The sequence below is a fragment of the Paenibacillus sp. FSL P2-0121 genome (genome assembly GCF_037975345.1).
In the GTDB taxonomy this organism is placed as follows: Bacteria; Bacillota; Bacilli; order Paenibacillales; family Paenibacillaceae; genus Paenibacillus_AQ; species Paenibacillus_AQ odorifer.
Genome location: NZ_CP150245.1, coordinates 567,089 through 586,455, shown reverse-complemented (window position 1 = coordinate 586,455; position 19,367 = coordinate 567,089). Strand labels below are relative to the sequence as shown.

Here is a 19,367-nt window from a genome sequence, read left to right as displayed (position 1 = left end):
GAATCCATTCTCCCCACATTACAGACCTGTCGGCTTCTGAGGCAATAAATTTCCAACGATCGATTTTAAATTATGATCATCCTTGCTCTTTTCCTGACCGTTATCATAACCCGTAATTCGAATCTCCAAGAAATCCCCCGGATTTACCGGTTTAAAAATCAATTTTTCGCGGTCTTCCAGTCTCACGTTAAAATTCATATCCTTAAACATTTCGACTAATTCTGCTTCTCCAGGAGATGCTCCCTTATCCAGAAACAACAGTCCACGCAATTTTTTAGGACCATCATTGTGCACCACTTCAAAATGAACGATACATTCCATGCTTCTCACCTCCCTATGATAATAACTACTGCGCCTGTTCTTCCCCATCATCGCCTTGATCATACATAACATATTTGCTATGAATTTTGCTGTAACGTTCTCCATAACGCTCTACTAATTCTGCGCCCATATCCTGCTCCAGCTCGAACAAGACCATTTCCTGTGTGAAATGATTCAACAACAGCTCCACTAACACCGGGTGCTCTGTTACCACTGCTTGCGCGGATCCATCATCATAACGCATCCCCAGCATACACCAGCTCCGGTCAATCACAAATGAGAACTTCCGTCCATCCGCCCGCTGCGAATTTTTTCCGAATGACGGCCATACCGGGTAAGAGGCAGCAGCAGCATTGCCACCGTCAAAAGCCCATAAAAGCCTAACGCCACGCAGTTCGGCCTGTTCAAGTTCGCTCCGCAGAAGCGACGCTTCCTCGCGCCACATATCCACTACAATCTCCTGCTCTGCCATGTTTAGCTGGCGAATCAGCGCCCCCATTACATTGCGGTCGCCCTCTACATTATAAAAAGAAGGACTAACAGGCCCCCCGCGAGGCATCTCACTTTCCATATAAGCCAGCGAAGCTTGAACTCTTCCCGAGATCATCGTCGCCAGCTCCTCCGGATTAAGAACACTATACCGCGCAGGCTCTCCTTCACCACATCGTACATATCCCTGCTGTGTTAGGCGCTGAAGCGCCGCATACACATTTGATCTTGAAACTCCGAGCTGTTTGGCAACCTCATAGCCAGAAGCCTGACCTTTAGTCGCAAGCTCGACCATGATTTTGGACTCCATCTCCGTGAAGCCCAGATTGCGCAGATGCAGCAGCAGCTGTTCCATCTTGTTGTCCCCCTAAGCCCTAAGCTGACTGATATCTGTACTATATTTGCTCCGATCCACAACGTGGGCACCATAAGGAGCCCTTTGGCAATTCATTCCGACAGATTTGACACTTAATCATATCACGAACACCACTGTCCTGGGTGACTGCGGTCTCCTCCTGATGTTCATTCGCGTTCCAATCGCGGATGCGACGATCCAGCTCAAGCTGTCTTTGTCTTTCCCGTTCCAGCTGATCAGCATGTCTGCGATCCCGTTCAATGTCATGTTCGTTCGCCGCATATTCCTCCAATGGCAGCTCATCATCCTCTGAAGGCAGGATCTCAGAATACACCACACTTTGCGGATGGAGCTTCATTGCAATCTCCTTCTCTTCATCCGTTAGCTCATCCGCACCATAGTATTGATCCTCATCCTCTTCGTCCTCATCCACAGTTTTGACGAATACCGGCGGTGACGGAATCTTTCTTGATGTGGTTAGCTCCTCCAGCTTACTTCCACACTTTGGACAAAAGTTTGCATCGAGCGCCACAACATTGCCACAAGAACATAACCGTTCATTTTTCAGTTCAGCAATTCTTGCGCGTTGGACTTCAATTTTTTCCTGAAGCTTGGAACAGGTCCGTGCCAGTTCTACCATTTTGCCTTCAGCTACAGACATATCCTTAGAGCGATACCCTTCATAAAAAAGCCTGCCCATTTTCGTGAATTCCACTTCCATCTCACGTTCAATATCGGAAATAAGCCCGTTCAGCTTGCCGATCTCAACAGAGCTTTGTGCTTTTTCGGTAACCCGGCTCGCACTATCTTTGATTCGTTTCATAAAACTCATTACAGTTCCTCCCTCTCCAGCGATACGTGTTTCTATCATACCAAATGTATCGAACAGATTCATTAATGTGCTTTAATACGCGATTTAGCGGAGAATGTTCCTATAAATTCTTATTTTCCCTGATTTCAGACGTTATTTTGCGTCAGGGGTTCTACATCGGTTAAAATAGAATTAATCACAAATAACGAAATTGGGAGAGTTTCAGTGGAAGAACATGACAGCACACAGCTTACGCTAAAACAGATGCAGGTACACGTTAAGGATCTGCAACATTGGCAGGATAACGAGGATTTCACAAATCTTATCAATGAGTTCAAGTCTCTGCCAGCACTCTATCGCCATGCACTAAACGATCTTGAGAATAAAATCGATGTGATCAAAACGGAATGGCAGGTCCGTGACGGCTTCAGTCCCATCGAGCATGTTAAATGCCGAATTAAAGAACCCAAGAGCATCCTTCAAAAGATGGAGCGCAAAGGTTTCGAGTTCAACTTGGAAAATATGGAGCAGCACATTCACGATATTGCAGGTATGCGGATTGTATGTGCTTTTGTTAAAGATATTTACCGCCTGGTTGATCACCTCAGCACACGCGAAGACATTCGCGTATTGGAGATCAAAGATTATATAGCCCATCCCAAGCCGAATGGGTATCAAAGCCTGCATCTTATCGTCGCAATTCCGCTCGTCCTGCTGGAAGGAACACGCTGGGTCAAAGCCGAAATACAGCTGCGAACCCTAGCCATGGACTTCTGGGCAAGTATGGAACATATTCTGTATTATAAATTCGATAAGCAGCTTCCTTCGCATGTTGCGGAGGAATTGAAGGATGCCGCACGCGCCGCCGATGAACTGGATCAAAAAATGCTGCGCCTACGCCGCGAGATTCTGGAACTTGCAGAAGGGGAATCCCCTGCCGGCGGGCAGGTTTAAGCTTTCATATTTCTACATTTCTCAAAAATTAAGGGGATGTCTCATAAGCCATGACAATGGCTGCTGGGACACCCCCTTCTTTTTAATCGATTAGGCCGTTTGATCGTTACCCTTCGCCGCCGAAGCAAGGTGCTATCGGACACAGCCGATCTTATTCGCAAAATAATCCTCCATTTTGCATACTAACGGACCCCAAAGTCGCTAACGGCATAAAAAACGCCGGGATCTGCGCCCTCCTATATAAAATAGCTGCACTGGAGTCCGAAAACATACTGGATAGGCGATAAATGTGTGAATAACGCCTCCTGAGTCCCTAAACCTCAACCAACGGCTAATCATGACCCGGCGTTCCGCTGTATTCAGCCTCAAGGCTTACTAACCAAAGGCTTCCATGTAACGCCGCCATCTGTAGTGGTCTTTAGAAATCCTGGACCCGCCAACCAACCGTTTTTCGGCGTAACGAACTGAATGTTTTCTGCCTTCGCGAATAGCTGTGATGTCGCAATCAACCTCCAGCTTACACCCCCGTTGACAGTCGCCACCAGTTTGCCGCCCTCCTGCAAAGTCCAACCTTCACGAGCGTTCAGCCATGTTGTTCTCGCTGCCTCAGTACCGAGCAATTGAGGGCCAAGCTTCCATGTCCTGCCTCCGTTATCACTTGTGTAAAACACCATACTTCGAATCCCATCGTCAACGATCTCCAGCGGCAGGATGCCTTTCATATTGTCTTTGCCTGAGAATTTAGGCGGATAACTATTACTGTAAGTAAAGGCTGCCAGAGCAGCTGGCTTCTTTAATTGCTCCGGCTTCCAGCTCTTCCCGCCATCCGTAGTTCTGAATGTTAAAATGTATTCTTGCCCATGGTTGCTGGAGGTGATCCAGCCATTCTGGGAATCCTGAAAGGTTATCCCTGTTGGATAGGCTTTAATACTCTCCGTTAGATTTCCGATTCGCTTCCAGCTGTTCCCGCCATCAGCCGTGCGATACAAGGATTTCTCCATCATCCCGAGACCAGGTTCTGAATCCAGCAGCACATACCCGTTATTCACATCGATAAAATGAATAAAACCGCCACTGTATCCTTGCTCCCAATCCTCCGTGACGGGAAGTTTTGTCTCCTTCCAGGTCTGGCCCTGATCAGAGGTATGATAGATCAGGACAGGTTGCCCTATACCATGACTACTTATAATCCAGCCATTTGTGGCATTCAGGAAAAAGCTTGCTGCGGCAAAGATGCCTGTTTCTTGTGGAATAGGAACAATATTGCTGTCCGGATGGTACCAACTACTTCCTCCATCGTTCGTAGTCCATAATCCAGTCTTATCTATTCCCCACCCATGCTTTATGTCATTCATGCTAAATTTAGCAGGATACCCCTGCAAAGAATTCATATCCGTCTTCAGCTCAGCGGTATTTATCCCCATACTCGAATCTAAACCAAGATTATCATTTACCATGTAGGATTGCAGAAATAACCCAGCAATGATTATCGGGGCAAAAACGGCATATAGTCTCAAATGAAACCCTCCTTTTTCCATTTCCTTCTATTCTATAATCATAGACAGAGTTTAATAGTAAAAGGTTACAGAAGCTTTACACAAAGAAGAAGCCGCCTCCTCAGATAGGAAGCGGCTTCTCTAAACTCCACTGCTGTTTAACTACGCCTTACTTGCACGACGGGCAGCAGCTTCTGCTACTCGATTCATAATCAAAGTTAGGCCTTCTAGAGCCTTAGGTGTCTGAGGCAGCAAAGCTCCCCAGTCTTCCGTTACCGCTGCTACTACCGGCGATGAGGGAAATGGCCTAGCCGTAATCTCATGGAACTGCGGTCCCGGCTGGTGAAGCGAACCTTCAGCAGCCGCTTCTGCAAGCCATTCCCCAGAAGAAATTGCGGGGCCCTTGCGCTCTAGCCGTGCTAATTCTGTTGCAAGCTCACTAGCTGGGGCTGCCTCTGTCTCAGAATCATCGGCAGCTATATCAGTTTCAGCCCAAAGGGCAAATATTCCATCCAGGAGTTCTCCCTTAGTAAATCCTCTCAGAGAAAGCGCCAGCAGCGGCTCTTCAGCAAGTCGTTCTTTTATAAGCTGCAGAGTCTCCGCCTGGTTCTCTAACCCTTCCCCCTCAAAGAGGGCTTGCTCCAGCTCAGTATCTGTAGGCAGAAGCTCCAGTTCCGCCAGCCCACCCGTCAATCTCCCTTGCAGCAAAGCAAATACCTCATCCGGACTTAGCGCCAGACGCCGCAATATTTCTTTTCTACGGGCAGCATGCCATACTGGAACCTTCAGAGAGAGAGGTTGCTCCGTTCTTTGTCCCTGAGGAACAGCAGAAGTACCGACATTCCATTCACCTTTTGCCCGCGACCCTCCCGTCACTTTCCCGGGCGAAGCCGTCCATGCTGCTTTTACTAATCCAGGCACAACTTCCAGCCGCATCTCTAACAGTTCACTCATTGTTCGATCCCTCCGTATTGCTCATGTCTTTCTTTACATCCAATCCTGATCCTGCAGTTCAATAAGCTCCTTCAGTTCATGATTAGACATCTCGGTCAACCATGTTTCACCAGAACCAACAACCTGCTCCGAAAGGCTTTTCTTCCGCTCAATTAATTCGTCAATACGTTCCTCCAGCGTTCCTTGGCAAATCAGCTTATGAACTTGTACGTTCTTATCCTGCCCAATTCGGAAAGCCCGGTCTGTCGCCTGATTCTCCACTGCCGGATTCCACCAGCGATCGTAATGAATAACATGATTGGCCCGGGTTAGGTTCAAACCTACTCCGCCCGCTTTAAGAGATAACACGAAGAAGGCTGGCCCCTTGCCCTCTTGAAAATCATGCACCATCTCGTCCCGCTCCCGTTTTGGAATCCCCCCATGAAGGAACAGCGGCGATGTACCATAACGCTTAGTAAGCTTGCTCACCAGCAGCTCCCCCATCGCTACGTATTGCGTAAAGATCAACACAGATTCGCCAACTTCAGCGACACTGTCCAGCACCTCGAACATAACCTCCATTTTACCGGAATGTTCATTGCGTGGACTCCGTCCTTCTTCTTTCCGGAATAGCTGAGGATGATCGCAAATCTGCTTCAGCTTCGTCAGAGAGGATAACACCAGTCCACGGCGAGCCATACCACTGCTCTCCCCGATCACACCGAGCATTTCATCCACGACACCCTGATACAGGGCAGCTTGGGTCTCGGTCAGCGGGCAATAAGACTTCAGCTCCAGCTTCTCCGGTAAATCCTTAGAAATATCCGGGTCACTCTTCAGACGCCGCAACAGGAAGGGGGATACCAAGCGATGTAGCTCCCGCAGGCGTTCCCCACCTTCACCAGACACATAACGCTGCCGGAAGGAATGATAGGTTCCTAAATAGCCCGGGTTTAAAAAGTGGAAAATAGACCATAACTCGCCAAGTCTGTTCTCTACCGGAGTACCTGTCATAGCTATGCGATGCGGCGCTGATAACTTCATCACACTCTGCGCCTGCTTCGTACGGTGATTTTTAATATATTGAGCTTCATCCAGCACCACTGTTGACCACTGAACATTGGCTAAATCCTCACTGTCACGGCCTGCCAAATGATAGGTCGTCAGTACGATATCATGACTGGTTGCCAGTTCTAAGAAGCTATCTCCCCGAACACGGCGTCCACCATGATGTATGTGTACATTAAGCGAAGGTGCAAAGCGCTGCAGCTCCCGCTGCCAGTTGCCAAGAAGCGATGTTGGGCAGAGAATCAGTACAGGCTCCTGCTTCTCTTCAGGGGGAGCACTTAACGCCCGGTCCAGCAGGCAGGTGATAACCTGCACCGTTTTACCTAGACCCATATCATCGGCGAGGCATACCCCAAAACCCAGACCACTGAGCTCGGCCAGCCACTGATAACCCCGCTCCTGATAAGGTCTTAAAGTTCCATGCAGACCCTCAGGTACAGGACGCACCGGAAGATTACGTAATACATCTCCGCGCATAAGTGATGCCAACAGCCCGGATGTCTCCATCCCAGTGACGGACATTCCTTTCCAGAGCCGATCTTCACCATCCTCGGCTTCTAGACGCATCCAATCCGCGGCAGTCATTTCTCCGTTTTCATGGCGTTTCATATATCTAAGAACCTGGCGGATTTCTTTAGGATCTATCTCGATCCATTCCCCGCGGAAACGTACAAAAGGTACACCGGCCTCTACTAATGCATTTAATTCTTCCTCACTAATCGTACTATCTCCAAGCGAGGCCTCAATACGGAACGAGATCAGCTCTTCCATACCCAGAGCTGCGGGCGCCGGACTATCGCCCCCGTTCACGCCCGGCTGCATTTTCATCTTCATGCCAATGCGGCGGCGTCCCTCACGGCTCCAGCGCGAAGGCATCTGCACCGTTATTCCCCGATCGCGCAGCTGCTGCACCGTCTCCTTCAAAAAGAAATAAAGACGCTCCGGTTCCAAATCCGCCCCCGTAGGCGCAGGCTTAGCAAGAGCGCGCTGAATATCCGGCGATATCTTCGCAGCCCGGCCCAGCGCTATAAGCAGCTGCTGCTGGATATTGCGATAGCGTTTACCCCATAACGTAAACTCTCGTTCTTTACTACTCCAGATCGATTTGGCGGGAAACCAGAATTCCCCTTCTTCCTTATTCTCCGCCCAGAAGGTTAACCGCCAGACTTCATTATTGTTTTCATTGTCTTCTGGCGGCTCCAGCCGTAGCCCAAGACCCAGCTGCCCGCTCCGTGCTTCCTCTGGCTCTGAATGTGGCACATCGCTGCCAGCGGTCTCGTTCACAGTGACCAAAAGGTCTGTCACCTCTGCCGGAGTTCCTTGCACGGGTATATCTCGGCTTCCCGTGAGAAGGCTATTCCACCACAGTTCAGTTAAAGGGGAATAACCCCGGCGATAATTCGCTTTATAAGGGATTAACTCACTTTCAATGCCCGCAATTACTTTTTTTATCTCAGCAGTCATTACAGCCTGCATAAAGGAGTAAAGCACATATGCTCCAGCCTCATCACGAGAGGATAAATCCCCTGCCTCTGCGATATGCGTTCCTAGTGCAAGAACAGGCATGGATGCTGCCAGCTGCAGAAAGATCTCTTTGTCCTCCTGCTTTCGGAAAGCTGGCGACCAGCAGACCGTCGCCGCCTGTTCGCCGCCGCGGCGACGTGAGCCCACAGGGCGTGGTGGCAAGGCCCCCGGCGTAATCCCGCCCGTACCCATCAGCTCCAGCGCAAAACGTGCCGCTGCTGCCCAGTAACGCAGTTCGCCGCCTGGCTCCACTCCCTGATCTCGGCATAACGTCTCATCCCATGCCAGAAGCAGTTGAAATGCATCGCTAGGAACCAAGGCGAGCCCTTCGAACGTTCGTCCGGGCAATCCGCGCCGGGCTGGCTTCCCCTCTACAGGGGGAGCCGGATATTTCACTTCTGCCAGACGCAGAGCAGCAGTTGCAAAAGGACGCACTCCTCCCTGTAGCTCCATCCGCTTCACTACGCGAGTCCAAGCGTCAACCTTCGGCTCCGAAGTTTCGCCAGAGAAGCAAAATAAAACGTCCCCTAACCATATTGCATACAGATGCTTAGTCATCGGTGATCTCCTGTCTTTTAAGCAAGCAAAAAAAGAACCAGCCCCCTACCATCAGGAAGGGTAACTGCAACCTTTTCCGCGAGAAATAAATTTTGAAGCTATACAAGTAGAAGTCGCTTCTTCCTCTTTTAGAGAGGGAATGCGGTCCTGCGGTAAATATAAGGATAAAGAACTAGGACAAAACTTATATTTTCTTGAATCTTCATCTCTTCATCTTATACGAAAAAGCGCTGATTTAAAAACATTTCTGCATATTTTCTGTAGATTTTTATGAAATAAAGTTGAAGGATATAGAAACACCCAGTAATTTGATTCATTTAAAATACCCCGCACTACTGCCCTACTATCCAAGAATGTTATGACTCACTAGTCACTTCTTTTCTTTTTATAGTCTTAATTAGGCCAAAAAGGGGTATATTCTAAATAAGCAACACCCTATTAAAAAAGCTAGGGAGTGAATTATTTGAGACGTTATAATCCTTATAAATGGTGGAACCTCGTATTCTTTGTGGGTGTAATTATCGTAAATGTGCTGGCGGTAACCTTGCCTTTGGGCGGAAACAGTACAGGAGAAATCTCTGACAAATATAAGACTTACATGACTCCTGCTGGCTACGCGTTCTCCATTTGGTCGCTGATCTACCTCTTGTTAGCCGGTTTCGTTATTTATCAATTCCGCTCCTATACAAGTTCTAGGGATTCTGTACGAGCTATTTCGTTCTGGTTTATCCTGAGCTGTGTTTTTAATATGAGCTGGCTTTTCCTCTGGCAGTATCTATACATCGAGCTTTCTTTGATTGCCATGGTGTTAATGTTAATTTCCATCATTGTTATCTATCGCCGAACGCGCCAGATCGCAAATCCTACTTCAGGTGAGAAATGGCTGATCAAGCTACCCTTTAGTATATACCTTGGCTGGATCTCTGTGGCGACTATCGTGAATGTTAGCGTTGTTCTGGAGAAAAATCATTGGGATGGGTTTGGACTTAGCGGGATAACCTGGGCCGTGATCATGCTCTGCGTGGGGACACTGCTTGCGGTGTTAGTCAGCTACCCTAACCGAGACAGCATCTATCCTCTGGTCTTCGTATGGGCTTTCATCGCGATCGCCTTGGAACATAGAGAAGCTAATGCAGTCTTTGTAACGGGCACAGTAACGGCAGGTCTTCTGCTGCTCTACAGCATTTGGCTATTGCTCACACCACGCCGCAGAAGATACAGCAGATACTGATTGTCCTCTTGATAATATAAAAAGGCAGGCTAAGAAGGTGATCCTCCTTAACCCGCCTTTTTTTGTAGAATAATCTAGAAGTGCGAAATCATATTTATTTCTTACGTGCTACCGCTTCGATCTCAACAAGTCCGTCTTTGGGCAGCCGAGCAACCTCAATGGCACTGCGGGCAGGATAAGGTTCTTTAAAGAAAGTGCTGTAAACCTCGTTAACTGCTGCAAAATCATTCATATCTTTTAGGAATACGGTGGTCTTCACTACATGATCCAGTGATGCACCAGCTTCCTCAAGAATAGCTTGTACATTGCTAAGTGCTTGACGAGCTTGTTCCTGAACGCCTTCAGCCAAATTCCCTGTCTCGGGATTAAGGCCCAGTTGTCCTGAAGTGTATACCCAACTACCGGTGGTAATGGCTTGACTATAAGGACCAATGGCTCCTGGTGCTTTTGTAGTAGCTACTTGTTTTTTACTCATCTTGTTACCCCTCTCCATTAAACGCTGATCATTTATTGTCCATTGTAAGTCCTGTTCTCACCGTAATGCAAATTTATTAGCAGCCCGAAAAACTTAACGTTTTCCAATCACATGTATTACTTCATTCGTGTAGATATGCAGACCATGCGTGTCAGCAGAGGCAATGTTAACCATAGCTCTCGCCACAGTTACACCAGGTATGGCACGATATTTAGCCGCTTTGCCAACCATCACAAACTCCAGTGCTTTCATCAATCTAGCCGCGACGCGTTCTCCCAGTCTGAATTCCTCACGATGACCCAGCAGCAAGGATGGCCGAAACAAATGCAGCCCTTGAAAACCGATTTTGCTTAACGCTTCCTCTGCTCTCCCCTTAGTCCGACTGTAGAAATTGCGCGATTTGGCATCTGCCCCCATGGATGAAACAACCAAGAACTGTTTAACACCGTGATCTCTCGCAATAGCAGCAGCTGCAAGCGGATAATCCAGATCGACACGTTCGAACTGCTCTTGTGAACCTGCCTTCTTGATCGTAGTCCCGAGGCAACAGAAGATGGAATGAACGCCTTCGAACGAATCGCTATACTCCGCCAGGCTCTCCCAATCCACAACGATTTGCTTAAGCTTAGGATGTTCTAAAGCTAATGGAGTCCGTACAAGCACTCTCACCTCACCCCAACCTTCACGATTCAGCAATTCCTCCGTAACCGCTTTCCCTACTAATCCAGTAGCCCCTAATACCAACGCAATCCTTAACATGGAATAGTCCCCTTTACTTCTATTCGTCCTTTAGAATACGACGGCCCAGCAGGAAGGCAAGAGCGATCATAAGCGTTCCCACTACCAACTGCATACCGTATACTTGGGTCCATTGCGGCCAGTGGGCAATTTTTTCATACAGCTGTCCCCCAATAAGCGGACCAAAAAAGGATGATAAACCCGTAAGCGCCGCATAGGTCGCCATATACATAGGCCGTTCTTTTTTCGGCGTGTCTCCAATAATAAAATTAAAGGCCAGCTGGTTGAAACCGCCTACACCTACACCAAAAACAATATGAGCGGCAAACAACACCAACAGCATCGGCAACACAGACAAGAGTCCCCACATCAACGAGGACAAGGCAATAATCGGCAACGTAAAGAACAACAGACGTTTATTGCTATATTTTGCATTTAGATTACCCCAAACGTAGAAACTAGCCATCATAAAAAGAGTCTGGGACACATTAAGCAGTGATAACGTTTCATAATTTATATGAAGTAACTGCAACATGACATACGAGTATAGCGGAACAGTTAAATTCTGCAGCAGCAACCAGGCGGCCAGAAACAAAGTAGACTTCATAAATAAAGTATCTTTAAGCGGTTTCTTAAACATCGGTAAAAATTTATGTTCTTCCGATTTCTCGAAAGGCACGTCGGGATAAAAAAAGAATACAACGACGTTAGAGATCGCGAAGATCCACACAACAATATAAAGAATCAGAAAGCCATGGCTCCCGGGATAACGATCCAAAACGATACCCCCACCATACATCACCAGACTACCGAGTGCATTCAGGAACGTATTACGAATCCCAAAATAACGTCCACGCACACGTGCCGGAACAAGATCGCTGATCACAGAGCTCCACAGCACACCACCCGCCGTATTGGCAATAAAAGCAGTAGTATATAAGGCTATAAAAGCCATGACCCAATACTCTTTAGGAAAAATAAACGGAATTAGCCCCGTAGAACTCCAAAGTATCCTATGCAGGCCGATAAAAGTAACCATAGCCCATTTGCGGCTTGGCAGCTTCTGAATCAAAAAAGCTACCCCGATCTGCATCACGTTAACCAAAGTGGTAAGCGCTAGCACAAATCCAATTTGACTTGAAGTGGCTCCTAAATATAGCAGGAATCCTGTTAGAAACTGCCCTTGCAGCAGGACCTGGAAAATGGTCGATGGCACACCTTCCCAGGTAGCAATGCGCAAATTCCTGCGATGTACTGAGGTTTTACGGACACGCTTTGAACTAGTAACTGTGTGCTTAGTTTCCATGTTGTTCATAGAAAGGGGTAACACTCCTTTGATGCGGCATTTGCTTCATTCTACTCCGCATCAATCTACTGTCAATACGCCAAATTAACAAATAATATTGGAGCTTACTCTTCTATGAATTCGAGGGGTAAATAAAGCGAAAAACGACTCCCTTTACCCTCCTCACTTTCTAAAGTAATGAACCCTCCGAGCAGTCTGGCCAAATCATTACTAATAGAAAGTCCTAATCCTGTTCCGCCATATTTTCGACTAATTGTTCTATCCGCCTGTTGGAAGGCTTCAAAGATCATGGCATGCTTCTCTGGTGCAATACCTATCCCACTATCTTCTACCTCAAATACAATCCAATGCTTCACAATAGCTCTTTCCCCACGTTCCTCTTGACGAATACGGAGTGCGACATGGCCAGACTTTGTAAATTTAAAAGCATTAGAGAGCAAATTACGCAGGATCTGCTGAATCCGCTGTGGATCGGAATGAATCATTTGCGGGATGTTTTCTTCCATAGCAATAGTAAATTCTAATTCCTTTTGTTTAGCCGTGACAGCGAATTGCATAGCCAGGATCTCTGGGATCTCAATAACACTTAAATCTTCATTTATAATATCCAATCGACCTGCTTCCACTTTGGACAGATCTAATATATCGCCAATTATCATCAATAATTCTTCACCAGAACGGCGAATAATGGCTGCATACTCACTCATTTCTGCTTCCGTAAGAGAATTATCATTGTCTTCAATTAATTGCGATAAATTAATGATGCTATTCAGTGGTGTTCGAAGCTCATGAGACATATTGGCCAGAAATTCGGATTTAAATTGCGAAGCCATCATTAACTGATCGGCACGTTCTTCAAGCGCTATCTTATTCTTATGCAGCTCCTCCGTCTGGGCGGACAGTTGTTCATTAGCACGCTGAATCTGCACATTCCGTAAGAGTCCTAATTGAAAGTCACGAATAATTAAGGAGAATAGAACACTTAGAATCAACCCCGCAGGGAAAGTAATCGGCATAATCTCTCTTATGTACTCTGGGGCGGGAATCACACCAAACACCATAATGTTGATTGCATTCATTACATTTACGACTAGAATCACGATCAAACCTTTGTTCACTATGCATAAGCTAGATCGTCTGACCCAGTAGCTAAGCGCAGCACAAATAAATCCTAGAATGGACAAATTAATTGTACCAGCCATTGCTGCCTCATTTACTCCAAAAGTTAACCGTGTAAGACCTGTTCCTATACCAATCAAAACAAGAATGAAAGGATGCGGATAAGCCAGCGTTGAAATAATAAGTGGCACAAAACGTAAATCAAAAATCACATGCTCATCCAGCCTATATCCAAAAAGAGTACTAATCCACCCGGCAAAGATGGCTAGTAATACCCAGCTTACTTTCTTTATTCTTACACTTGCATTTGAAATGGTGCTTTTATATATAAGATTAGCCAAATAGGCTACAGCTATTAGCATCGCGGTGTTTCCAAAAAATATTTTAAGATAACCCATAGATTCACTCCCACCTTGGCAAAATAAATTACAACTTTCATCTCATAATACTACCATACTAAAGCCCTATTCGATAACTAACCGCCCACGGACGCAGAAGAAGAGCGCAAATCAGATGCGATTTGCGCTCTTCTTCTGGAATTTTATTATAGACGTCATTAGTAACGAATTAATCGCGGTAGGAACGTCCCCAAGTTTGGTACTCTTTTTCCGCGTCTTCTTTCGTGTGTCCATAACGTTCTTGTAGTTTACCTACTAATTTATCCTTTTCACCATCAATTACGTCAAGATCATCATCTGTAAGCTTGCCCCATTGCTTCTTGGCCTCGCCTTTGAGCTGTTTCCATTTCCCTTTAAATACATTGTTGTCCATTATTAGCTCATCTCCTTAGCTGAATTAATTAGGGTAGGATCGTTATCCCGTGTTACCTTTACTTACCCTTCCCCATTCGCTATGAATCTTTCCGCCATTCATGGCATTAGCAAATTAAGTCGTATTCTGTCACATATATTTTTTAATTTATGTATTCAAATCTTTTAAAATTTGATATAATCCAGATATAAATTAAATATTTAATTTTTTAAGTGATTTATTTCACAAATGTTTTCCTAGTCCATATGCTAGAATGCCATCGGAGATAAAACAACATCATTAAATTTTTTTCTAATCTATGCCGATATAAGTCATGATACTGTTACAAACGGGTAATGAGGTATGAGATTAAAGTGACAAATATCATTTATAAAGTGATTTTTATCACTTCGCTCGACTATTAAAATGTTTTACATTTTAATATATATATTTTAAACTATATTTTTGGAGGTCATTTGAAATGAAAAAAGCTTCTGTTATCTTGTCGAGCGCACTTATCCTTGGATTGCTCGCAGGTTGTGGTAACAACACAGACAACGCCGCAGCCCCTACTAACGCACCAGCTGAAACAACTGCTCCTGCAACAAATTCCGGTAACGCTGGAACTGAAGCTGGACAGTACAAAGACGGAGTTTACTACGGTACTGCTGACGTTGATGCTAAAACTGGCTGGCAATATTTCGCACTCTTAACTGTAGAAGGTGGAAAGATCACTAAAGCTGACTGGGATGCCTTTAACGTTAACACTGCAGGCGACCTGAAGAAAAAGGTTTCTGAAGATGGTAAATATGGCATGAAAGCTGGTGGTGCTTCTTCTGAATGGCACGAGCAAGCAGCTAAAGCTGAAGAATTCCTGATCGAAAAACAAGATCCAGCAGCTATAACTTTTGATGCTGAGGGGAAAACTGATGCCATCTCTGGTGTATCCGTACACGTATCTGACTTTGTAAAAGCTGCTCAAGCTGCTCTTGCTGCTGGTCCAGTAGAAGCTGGTCAATATAAAGACGGAGGCTACCATGCTGAAGGCGAAATGGACGCTGAATCCGGTTGGAAATCCACTGTTGACCTGACTGTTGCTAACGGTAATGTTGTAGCTGTTAAATTCAGTGGTTTGAATGCTGCTGGCGATGACAAGAAGCAATTCTCCGTTGATGGTAAATATGGTATGAAAGCTGGCGGCGCTTCTGCTGAATGGCATGAACAAATCGCTTTGGCTGAAAAATACTTCCTTGAAAACAAAGGTACTGCTCCAACGCTTGATGCTGAAGGCAAAACTGATGCAATTTCCGGCGTGAGTATTCATGTTGGTGAATATTTTACACTTGCAGAAAAAGCACTCGAAGGCGCGAAATAATTTCGCAGGACCTTCTGCAGCTAATCAGACGAATGAGGTGAATTTCTCTTGAAGAAAATAGTCATTTTGGGCGGCGGCTACGGCGGCGTACTCACGGCTAAGAAACTGGCAAAGAAATTTAAGAAAAACAAAGATGTTGAAATTACACTGATCGACCGGAATCCATATCACACTCTATTGACTGAGCTGCATGAGGTTGCCGCGAACCGTGCTCCAGAGGATTCAATCAAGATCGATCTTAAGAAAATTTTTGCGGGCCTTAAAGTAGATGTTGTTCTTGATGAGATCAGCAATATCGATTTCAAAAGCAGAAAACTTAAGTCCGATAAAGCTACCTACGCTTACGATTACCTTGTAATCGGCACAGGTAGCAAACCAACCTTCTTCGGCATTCCAGGCGCAGAAGAAAACACCTTCTCCTTCTGGTCTTACGATGATGCGGTAGCATTGAAACGCCAAATCCGCGATATGTATACCAAAGCGGCTATGGAGAAAAATCCAGCTGTACGCCGTGCTATGCTGACCTTCGTTATTATCGGTGCCGGCTTTACTGGTGTCGAGCTGGTTGGTGAAATGGCTGAACAACGCGAGGAATTATGCAAGGAGTTCTTTATCGACCCATCCGAAGTAAGACTGATTGTGGCTGATATGGCTCCGAAGATTCTGCCTATCCTTCCAGATAAGCTGATTCAAAAAGCTGAAGCTCGCCTTCGTAAGCTGAACGTGGAAATCGTTACTGGCGCTAAAATCACCGAAGTAGGCAATGGTAGTGTTGCCCTTGGTGAGAAAAACGTCGTTGATTCCCAAACAATTGTTTGGACTGCTGGTGTTGAAGGCTCCGAAATCGTTGGTGGACTTGAAGTTCAACAACAAGGCCGCAAACGGATTGTTACGAATGAGAACCTGGAAAGTGTAGATCATAAGAACGTCTACGTAGTAGGGGACAACATTTTCTACATTCCTGAAGGTGAAACTCGTCCTGTACCACAAATGGTTGAGAACGCTGAACAAGCCGCTCCGATTGTTGCTGGCAACATTGCCGCCGACATTCAGAACACTGCTAAAAAAGCTTACAAACCAGGTTTCCACGGTACAATGGTCTCCATTGGTAGCCGCTACGGCGTAGCTAACGTTGGTCTGCCAGGTAAGTTCTTTATGCTTACTGGATTCATGGCAATGCTATCCAAACACTTTATTAATATGTTCTACCTGTCTCAGGTTGTCGGATTCAATAAAGTATGGACATATATGATGCATGAATTCTTCCATGTTGAGAACCGCAAGAGCTTCTTGGGTGGTCACTTCTCCAAACGTTCACCTAATTTCTGGCTCGTTCCACTTCGTGTTCTACTTGGGGGTATGTGGTTATACGAAGGTATTGAGAAGATCCAAAAGATTTGGAAAGATCCAGATAAGATTTTCTTGATTCCAGCTGCTCCTTTTGCAACGGATGCTTCATCAGCAGCCAGTGTTGCAGTAGATGCAGTTAAAGACACCGTAGATGCACAATCTGCAGCTTCAGCAGTATCCACTGCAAAAGAAGCAGTTGAAGCGTTGCCTGTACCTAACTTCGTATACAACATTACAAACTGGTTCATGGATTTGATGTTCTACAACAACGACGGAAGTTATACTTTCCTCGCGAAATGGTTCCAAATCGGTATGGTATGTGCAGAAATCGTCTTCGGTATTATGCTCATCGTTGGTCTCTTCACAGCACTTGCTTCTATAGCAACCGTAGGCATGTCGGTCATGATTTGGTCAACCAAAATGGCCTCGACAGAAATGTTATGGTACGTTGCTGCTGGTATTGCCTGCATCGGCGGATCGGGAAGCACACTTGGTCTAGACTACTATGTACTTCCTTGGCTTAAGAAACAGTGGAAGAGAATTCCGCTCGTCAGACGATGGTATCTATACACCGACTGATAATAAAACCCTGAATTTGTGTAATTTATCATATAGAACATATGTGCAAATTGTATTTTATTAGGGTTAAATATGGATATACTTCAGAGTAATGTGTCCCTAGGACACATTACTCTCCTTATTTACAAGAAGAAAATAACCTTCCTAATCCTAGGAAATGGTGGTTTTTTCTTGAATGAATGGTTTTGTAGGGATGATCGGGGTATGGTTTCTTCCGGCAAAACCGACAAGAAGGAGAGAATCTTGTGAACAAACAACTCATAGAAGATACCCTCCGGTTGTTGCATACTGAAATGTCACCTATTGCCGGAATTGAGCTTCAGCCCTCTCCGGCTGCATGTGAACAGCTAATCTCGGTACTGGAACGCCATGATCTGGAATACAGCCGCAAAGTCAATTTGCTGGGTATTTACACTATTCTCACTTTGGCAGCAGAGCGCCATATGGAATGTATCCCACATCATCCCGACCTTACACGCAACATTTTGGATGGAGATTATTTGTATAGCTTTTACCTGCAGTTTGCGGTGAAATGCCGTGAGCTCGACTTAGTTGCTTATCTAGCTCCTTCGATCAAAAAAATGCAGATTAGACGGTCAAATGGAGACTTCGCGGAACATGATCCAGCTACTGGAATCGAAGAGTTCTTGATTCAAGAGTGCAGACAGCGTAGTCGCACAAGCAAAGCCATTTGACAGGTGGGATCCATAAATGAAGCTGCATGAGGCCTTAAATATAGACATAAATGAAATCAACCGCGAAATCGTAAACCTTGTGACGCGTGATAAAGATGTACCTAAGAAATCTCAGCTCGCGCAAAGTGTTCTAGAGCTTATAAATTCCGGTGGTAAACGCCTTCGTCCCCTCATGGTCATTGTTGGCAGTCGGTTTGGCCGTAAGGATACCGGTCGCAGAGCGCTTCAATTAGCTGCTGCTGCTGAATTTATTCATGCCGCCTCATTAATTCATGATGATATCATTGACCGTTCTGAGTTACGGCGGGGCGTACCCGCCTTACATATTAAGACGGGGACATTGTCAGCAGTACATGTTGGTAATTACATGTCCGCTCGGGTCATCGAGCTGCTGAGCAAATATACAGGAGATAAAAACAGATACGTTCATGACTTATCCTCTGTAGCCACCGCTCAGCTGTGTCTGGGTGAATATCAGCAAATGGAACATGCTTTTGATTATGAAATTACAATGGATCAGTATTTGGAGAAATCCTTAAACAAAACCGCTCTTCTTATGGCAACCTGCTTACGGGTTGGTGCACTGTCCACTGAAAGCACCGAAGAAGTTGCCAATCTCCTTTATAATTTTGGAGAAGCCTTAGGGATGTCCTTTCAGATACAAGATGACCTGCTAGATTTCACACAGTCCGCCGATGTCCTAGGCAAACCTGCCGGTAGCGACCTGCGACATGGTCAGGTCACCCTGCCAGTGCTGTACGCCTTGCAGGACCCTAAGCTCTCGCCTGTGATCCGTGCAATCGGCCCGGATTCTTCCGACGCTGAAGTAGCACATGTGCTCACCCTAATTAACAATAGCGATGCCCTCGCTCGCGCTGAACGGGTCAGCCAGAACTATCTGGATAAAGCTGCAGCTATTGTGCAGCAGCTCTCCTCCTACCCGGCGCATGCTGATCTGGAAACGTTGCTGCAATATTTTGCGGACCGTGATCGCTAAAGCGTACGTTCTAATACAAATAAAAACGGATACCTCCCATTCACTTGGGGGTATCCGTTTTTTTGATTTAGACACATCATTTTATTGATCTTGTCGCAATTCAACTGCTATTTTTCCGCTTCAACAGGACAAGCTAAACACGCAAACGCAGCGTAGCGCACATGAGCTAATTCAGTCATTCTACTCCATCGGATATAATTAGGGAAAACCTCCCTAAAATTAGCTAATAATCGTTCGAAAACC

The 19,367-nt window shown here is 45.9% G+C and carries 17 protein-coding genes; 6 read left to right on the top strand and 11 right to left on the bottom strand.

Annotated features, from left to right (window positions below):
* Nucleotides 1-18: 18 nt before the first annotated feature.
* From MKY54_RS02565 to MKY54_RS02555, 3 genes are read right to left on the bottom strand one after another with little or no spacing between them, the layout of a single operon-like run.
* The gene (locus MKY54_RS02565) at nucleotides 19-321 is read right to left on the bottom strand and encodes a hypothetical protein (protein ID WP_038568522.1); all 303 of its coding nucleotides are present in this window, start codon (nucleotides 319-321) and stop codon (nucleotides 19-21) included.
* Nucleotides 322-346: 25 nt separating this feature from the next.
* Entirely contained in the window at nucleotides 347-1,165 is an 819-nt protein-coding gene (locus MKY54_RS02560; protein ID WP_076124492.1) for a TrmB family transcriptional regulator, read from the bottom strand.
* Between the two features lie 40 nt (nucleotides 1,166-1,205).
* Nucleotides 1,206-1,997: a zinc ribbon domain-containing protein gene (locus MKY54_RS02555; RefSeq protein WP_076124493.1), complete on the bottom strand. Its 792-nt coding sequence runs from the start codon at nucleotides 1,995-1,997 to the stop codon at nucleotides 1,206-1,208.
* A 204-nt stretch (nucleotides 1,998-2,201) separates the two neighbouring features.
* Between MKY54_RS02555 and MKY54_RS02550 the strand changes: the two genes are divergently transcribed.
* A complete protein-coding gene (locus MKY54_RS02550; protein WP_076218890.1) occupies nucleotides 2,202-2,930 on the top strand; it encodes a GTP pyrophosphokinase family protein in 729 nt (242 codons plus the stop codon).
* A gap of 365 nt (nucleotides 2,931-3,295) precedes the next feature.
* Here the strand turns inward: MKY54_RS02550 and MKY54_RS02545 are convergent, their stop codons facing one another.
* The 3 genes from MKY54_RS02545 to MKY54_RS02535 form a co-directional block, all read right to left on the bottom strand.
* Nucleotides 3,296-4,447, bottom strand: a complete 1,152-nt coding sequence (locus tag MKY54_RS02545; RefSeq protein ID WP_076124495.1) for a YCF48-related protein — start codon at nucleotides 4,445-4,447, stop codon at nucleotides 3,296-3,298.
* 141 nt (nucleotides 4,448-4,588) lie between these two features.
* Nucleotides 4,589-5,380 carry a hypothetical protein gene (locus tag MKY54_RS02540; RefSeq protein ID WP_076124497.1) on the bottom strand — a complete coding sequence of 264 codons (792 nt, stop codon included), beginning with the start codon at nucleotides 5,378-5,380 and terminating at the stop codon, nucleotides 4,589-4,591.
* Between the two features lie 33 nt (nucleotides 5,381-5,413).
* Nucleotides 5,414-8,509 (bottom strand): DEAD/DEAH box helicase, encoded by a 3,096-nt coding sequence (locus MKY54_RS02535; protein ID WP_076124498.1) that lies wholly within the window; start codon nucleotides 8,507-8,509, stop codon nucleotides 5,414-5,416.
* A 463-nt stretch (nucleotides 8,510-8,972) separates the two neighbouring features.
* On the opposite strand from MKY54_RS02535, the gene MKY54_RS02530 reads away from it, so the two are divergent.
* Nucleotides 8,973-9,740 carry a TspO/MBR family protein gene (locus MKY54_RS02530; protein ID WP_076124500.1) on the top strand — a complete coding sequence of 256 codons (768 nt, stop codon included), beginning with the start codon at nucleotides 8,973-8,975 and terminating at the stop codon, nucleotides 9,738-9,740.
* Nucleotides 9,741-9,834: 94 nt separating this feature from the next.
* Here the strand turns inward: MKY54_RS02530 and MKY54_RS02525 are convergent, their stop codons facing one another.
* The 5 genes from MKY54_RS02525 to MKY54_RS02505 form a co-directional block, all read right to left on the bottom strand.
* Entirely contained in the window at nucleotides 9,835-10,215 is a 381-nt protein-coding gene (locus MKY54_RS02525) for a RidA family protein (RefSeq protein ID WP_036682524.1), read from the bottom strand.
* A 93-nt stretch (nucleotides 10,216-10,308) separates the two neighbouring features.
* On the bottom strand, nucleotides 10,309-10,974 hold the full coding sequence (locus MKY54_RS02520; RefSeq protein WP_076124502.1) for an oxidoreductase: 666 nt from the start codon (nucleotides 10,972-10,974) through the stop codon (nucleotides 10,309-10,311).
* A gap of 19 nt (nucleotides 10,975-10,993) precedes the next feature.
* On the bottom strand, nucleotides 10,994-12,259 hold the full coding sequence (locus MKY54_RS02515; protein ID WP_036682545.1) for an MFS transporter: 1,266 nt from the start codon (nucleotides 12,257-12,259) through the stop codon (nucleotides 10,994-10,996).
* A gap of 104 nt (nucleotides 12,260-12,363) precedes the next feature.
* Nucleotides 12,364-13,776, bottom strand: coding sequence for an ATP-binding protein (locus tag MKY54_RS02510; RefSeq protein WP_076124504.1), 1,413 nt, complete (start codon nucleotides 13,774-13,776; stop codon nucleotides 12,364-12,366).
* A gap of 169 nt (nucleotides 13,777-13,945) precedes the next feature.
* Nucleotides 13,946-14,149, bottom strand: coding sequence for a CsbD family protein (locus MKY54_RS02505; protein ID WP_036682530.1), 204 nt, complete (start codon nucleotides 14,147-14,149; stop codon nucleotides 13,946-13,948).
* Nucleotides 14,150-14,609: 460 nt separating this feature from the next.
* On the opposite strand from MKY54_RS02505, the gene MKY54_RS02500 reads away from it, so the two are divergent.
* The 4 genes from MKY54_RS02500 (at nucleotide 14,610) to MKY54_RS02485 (ending at nucleotide 19,124) form a co-directional block, all read left to right on the top strand.
* Nucleotides 14,610-15,503 (top strand): FMN-binding protein, encoded by an 894-nt coding sequence (locus tag MKY54_RS02500; RefSeq protein WP_339189346.1) that lies wholly within the window; start codon nucleotides 14,610-14,612, stop codon nucleotides 15,501-15,503.
* Between the two features lie 48 nt (nucleotides 15,504-15,551).
* Nucleotides 15,552-17,432: an FAD-dependent oxidoreductase gene (locus MKY54_RS02495; RefSeq protein ID WP_076124507.1), complete on the top strand. Its 1,881-nt coding sequence runs from the start codon at nucleotides 15,552-15,554 to the stop codon at nucleotides 17,430-17,432.
* 245 nt (nucleotides 17,433-17,677) lie between these two features.
* A complete protein-coding gene (locus tag MKY54_RS02490) occupies nucleotides 17,678-18,127 on the top strand; it encodes a hypothetical protein (RefSeq protein ID WP_076124508.1) in 450 nt (149 codons plus the stop codon).
* A gap of 16 nt (nucleotides 18,128-18,143) precedes the next feature.
* The gene (locus MKY54_RS02485; protein WP_076124510.1) at nucleotides 18,144-19,124 is read left to right on the top strand and encodes a polyprenyl synthetase family protein; all 981 of its coding nucleotides are present in this window, start codon (nucleotides 18,144-18,146) and stop codon (nucleotides 19,122-19,124) included.
* The last annotated feature ends 243 nt before the right edge of the window (nucleotides 19,125-19,367 follow it).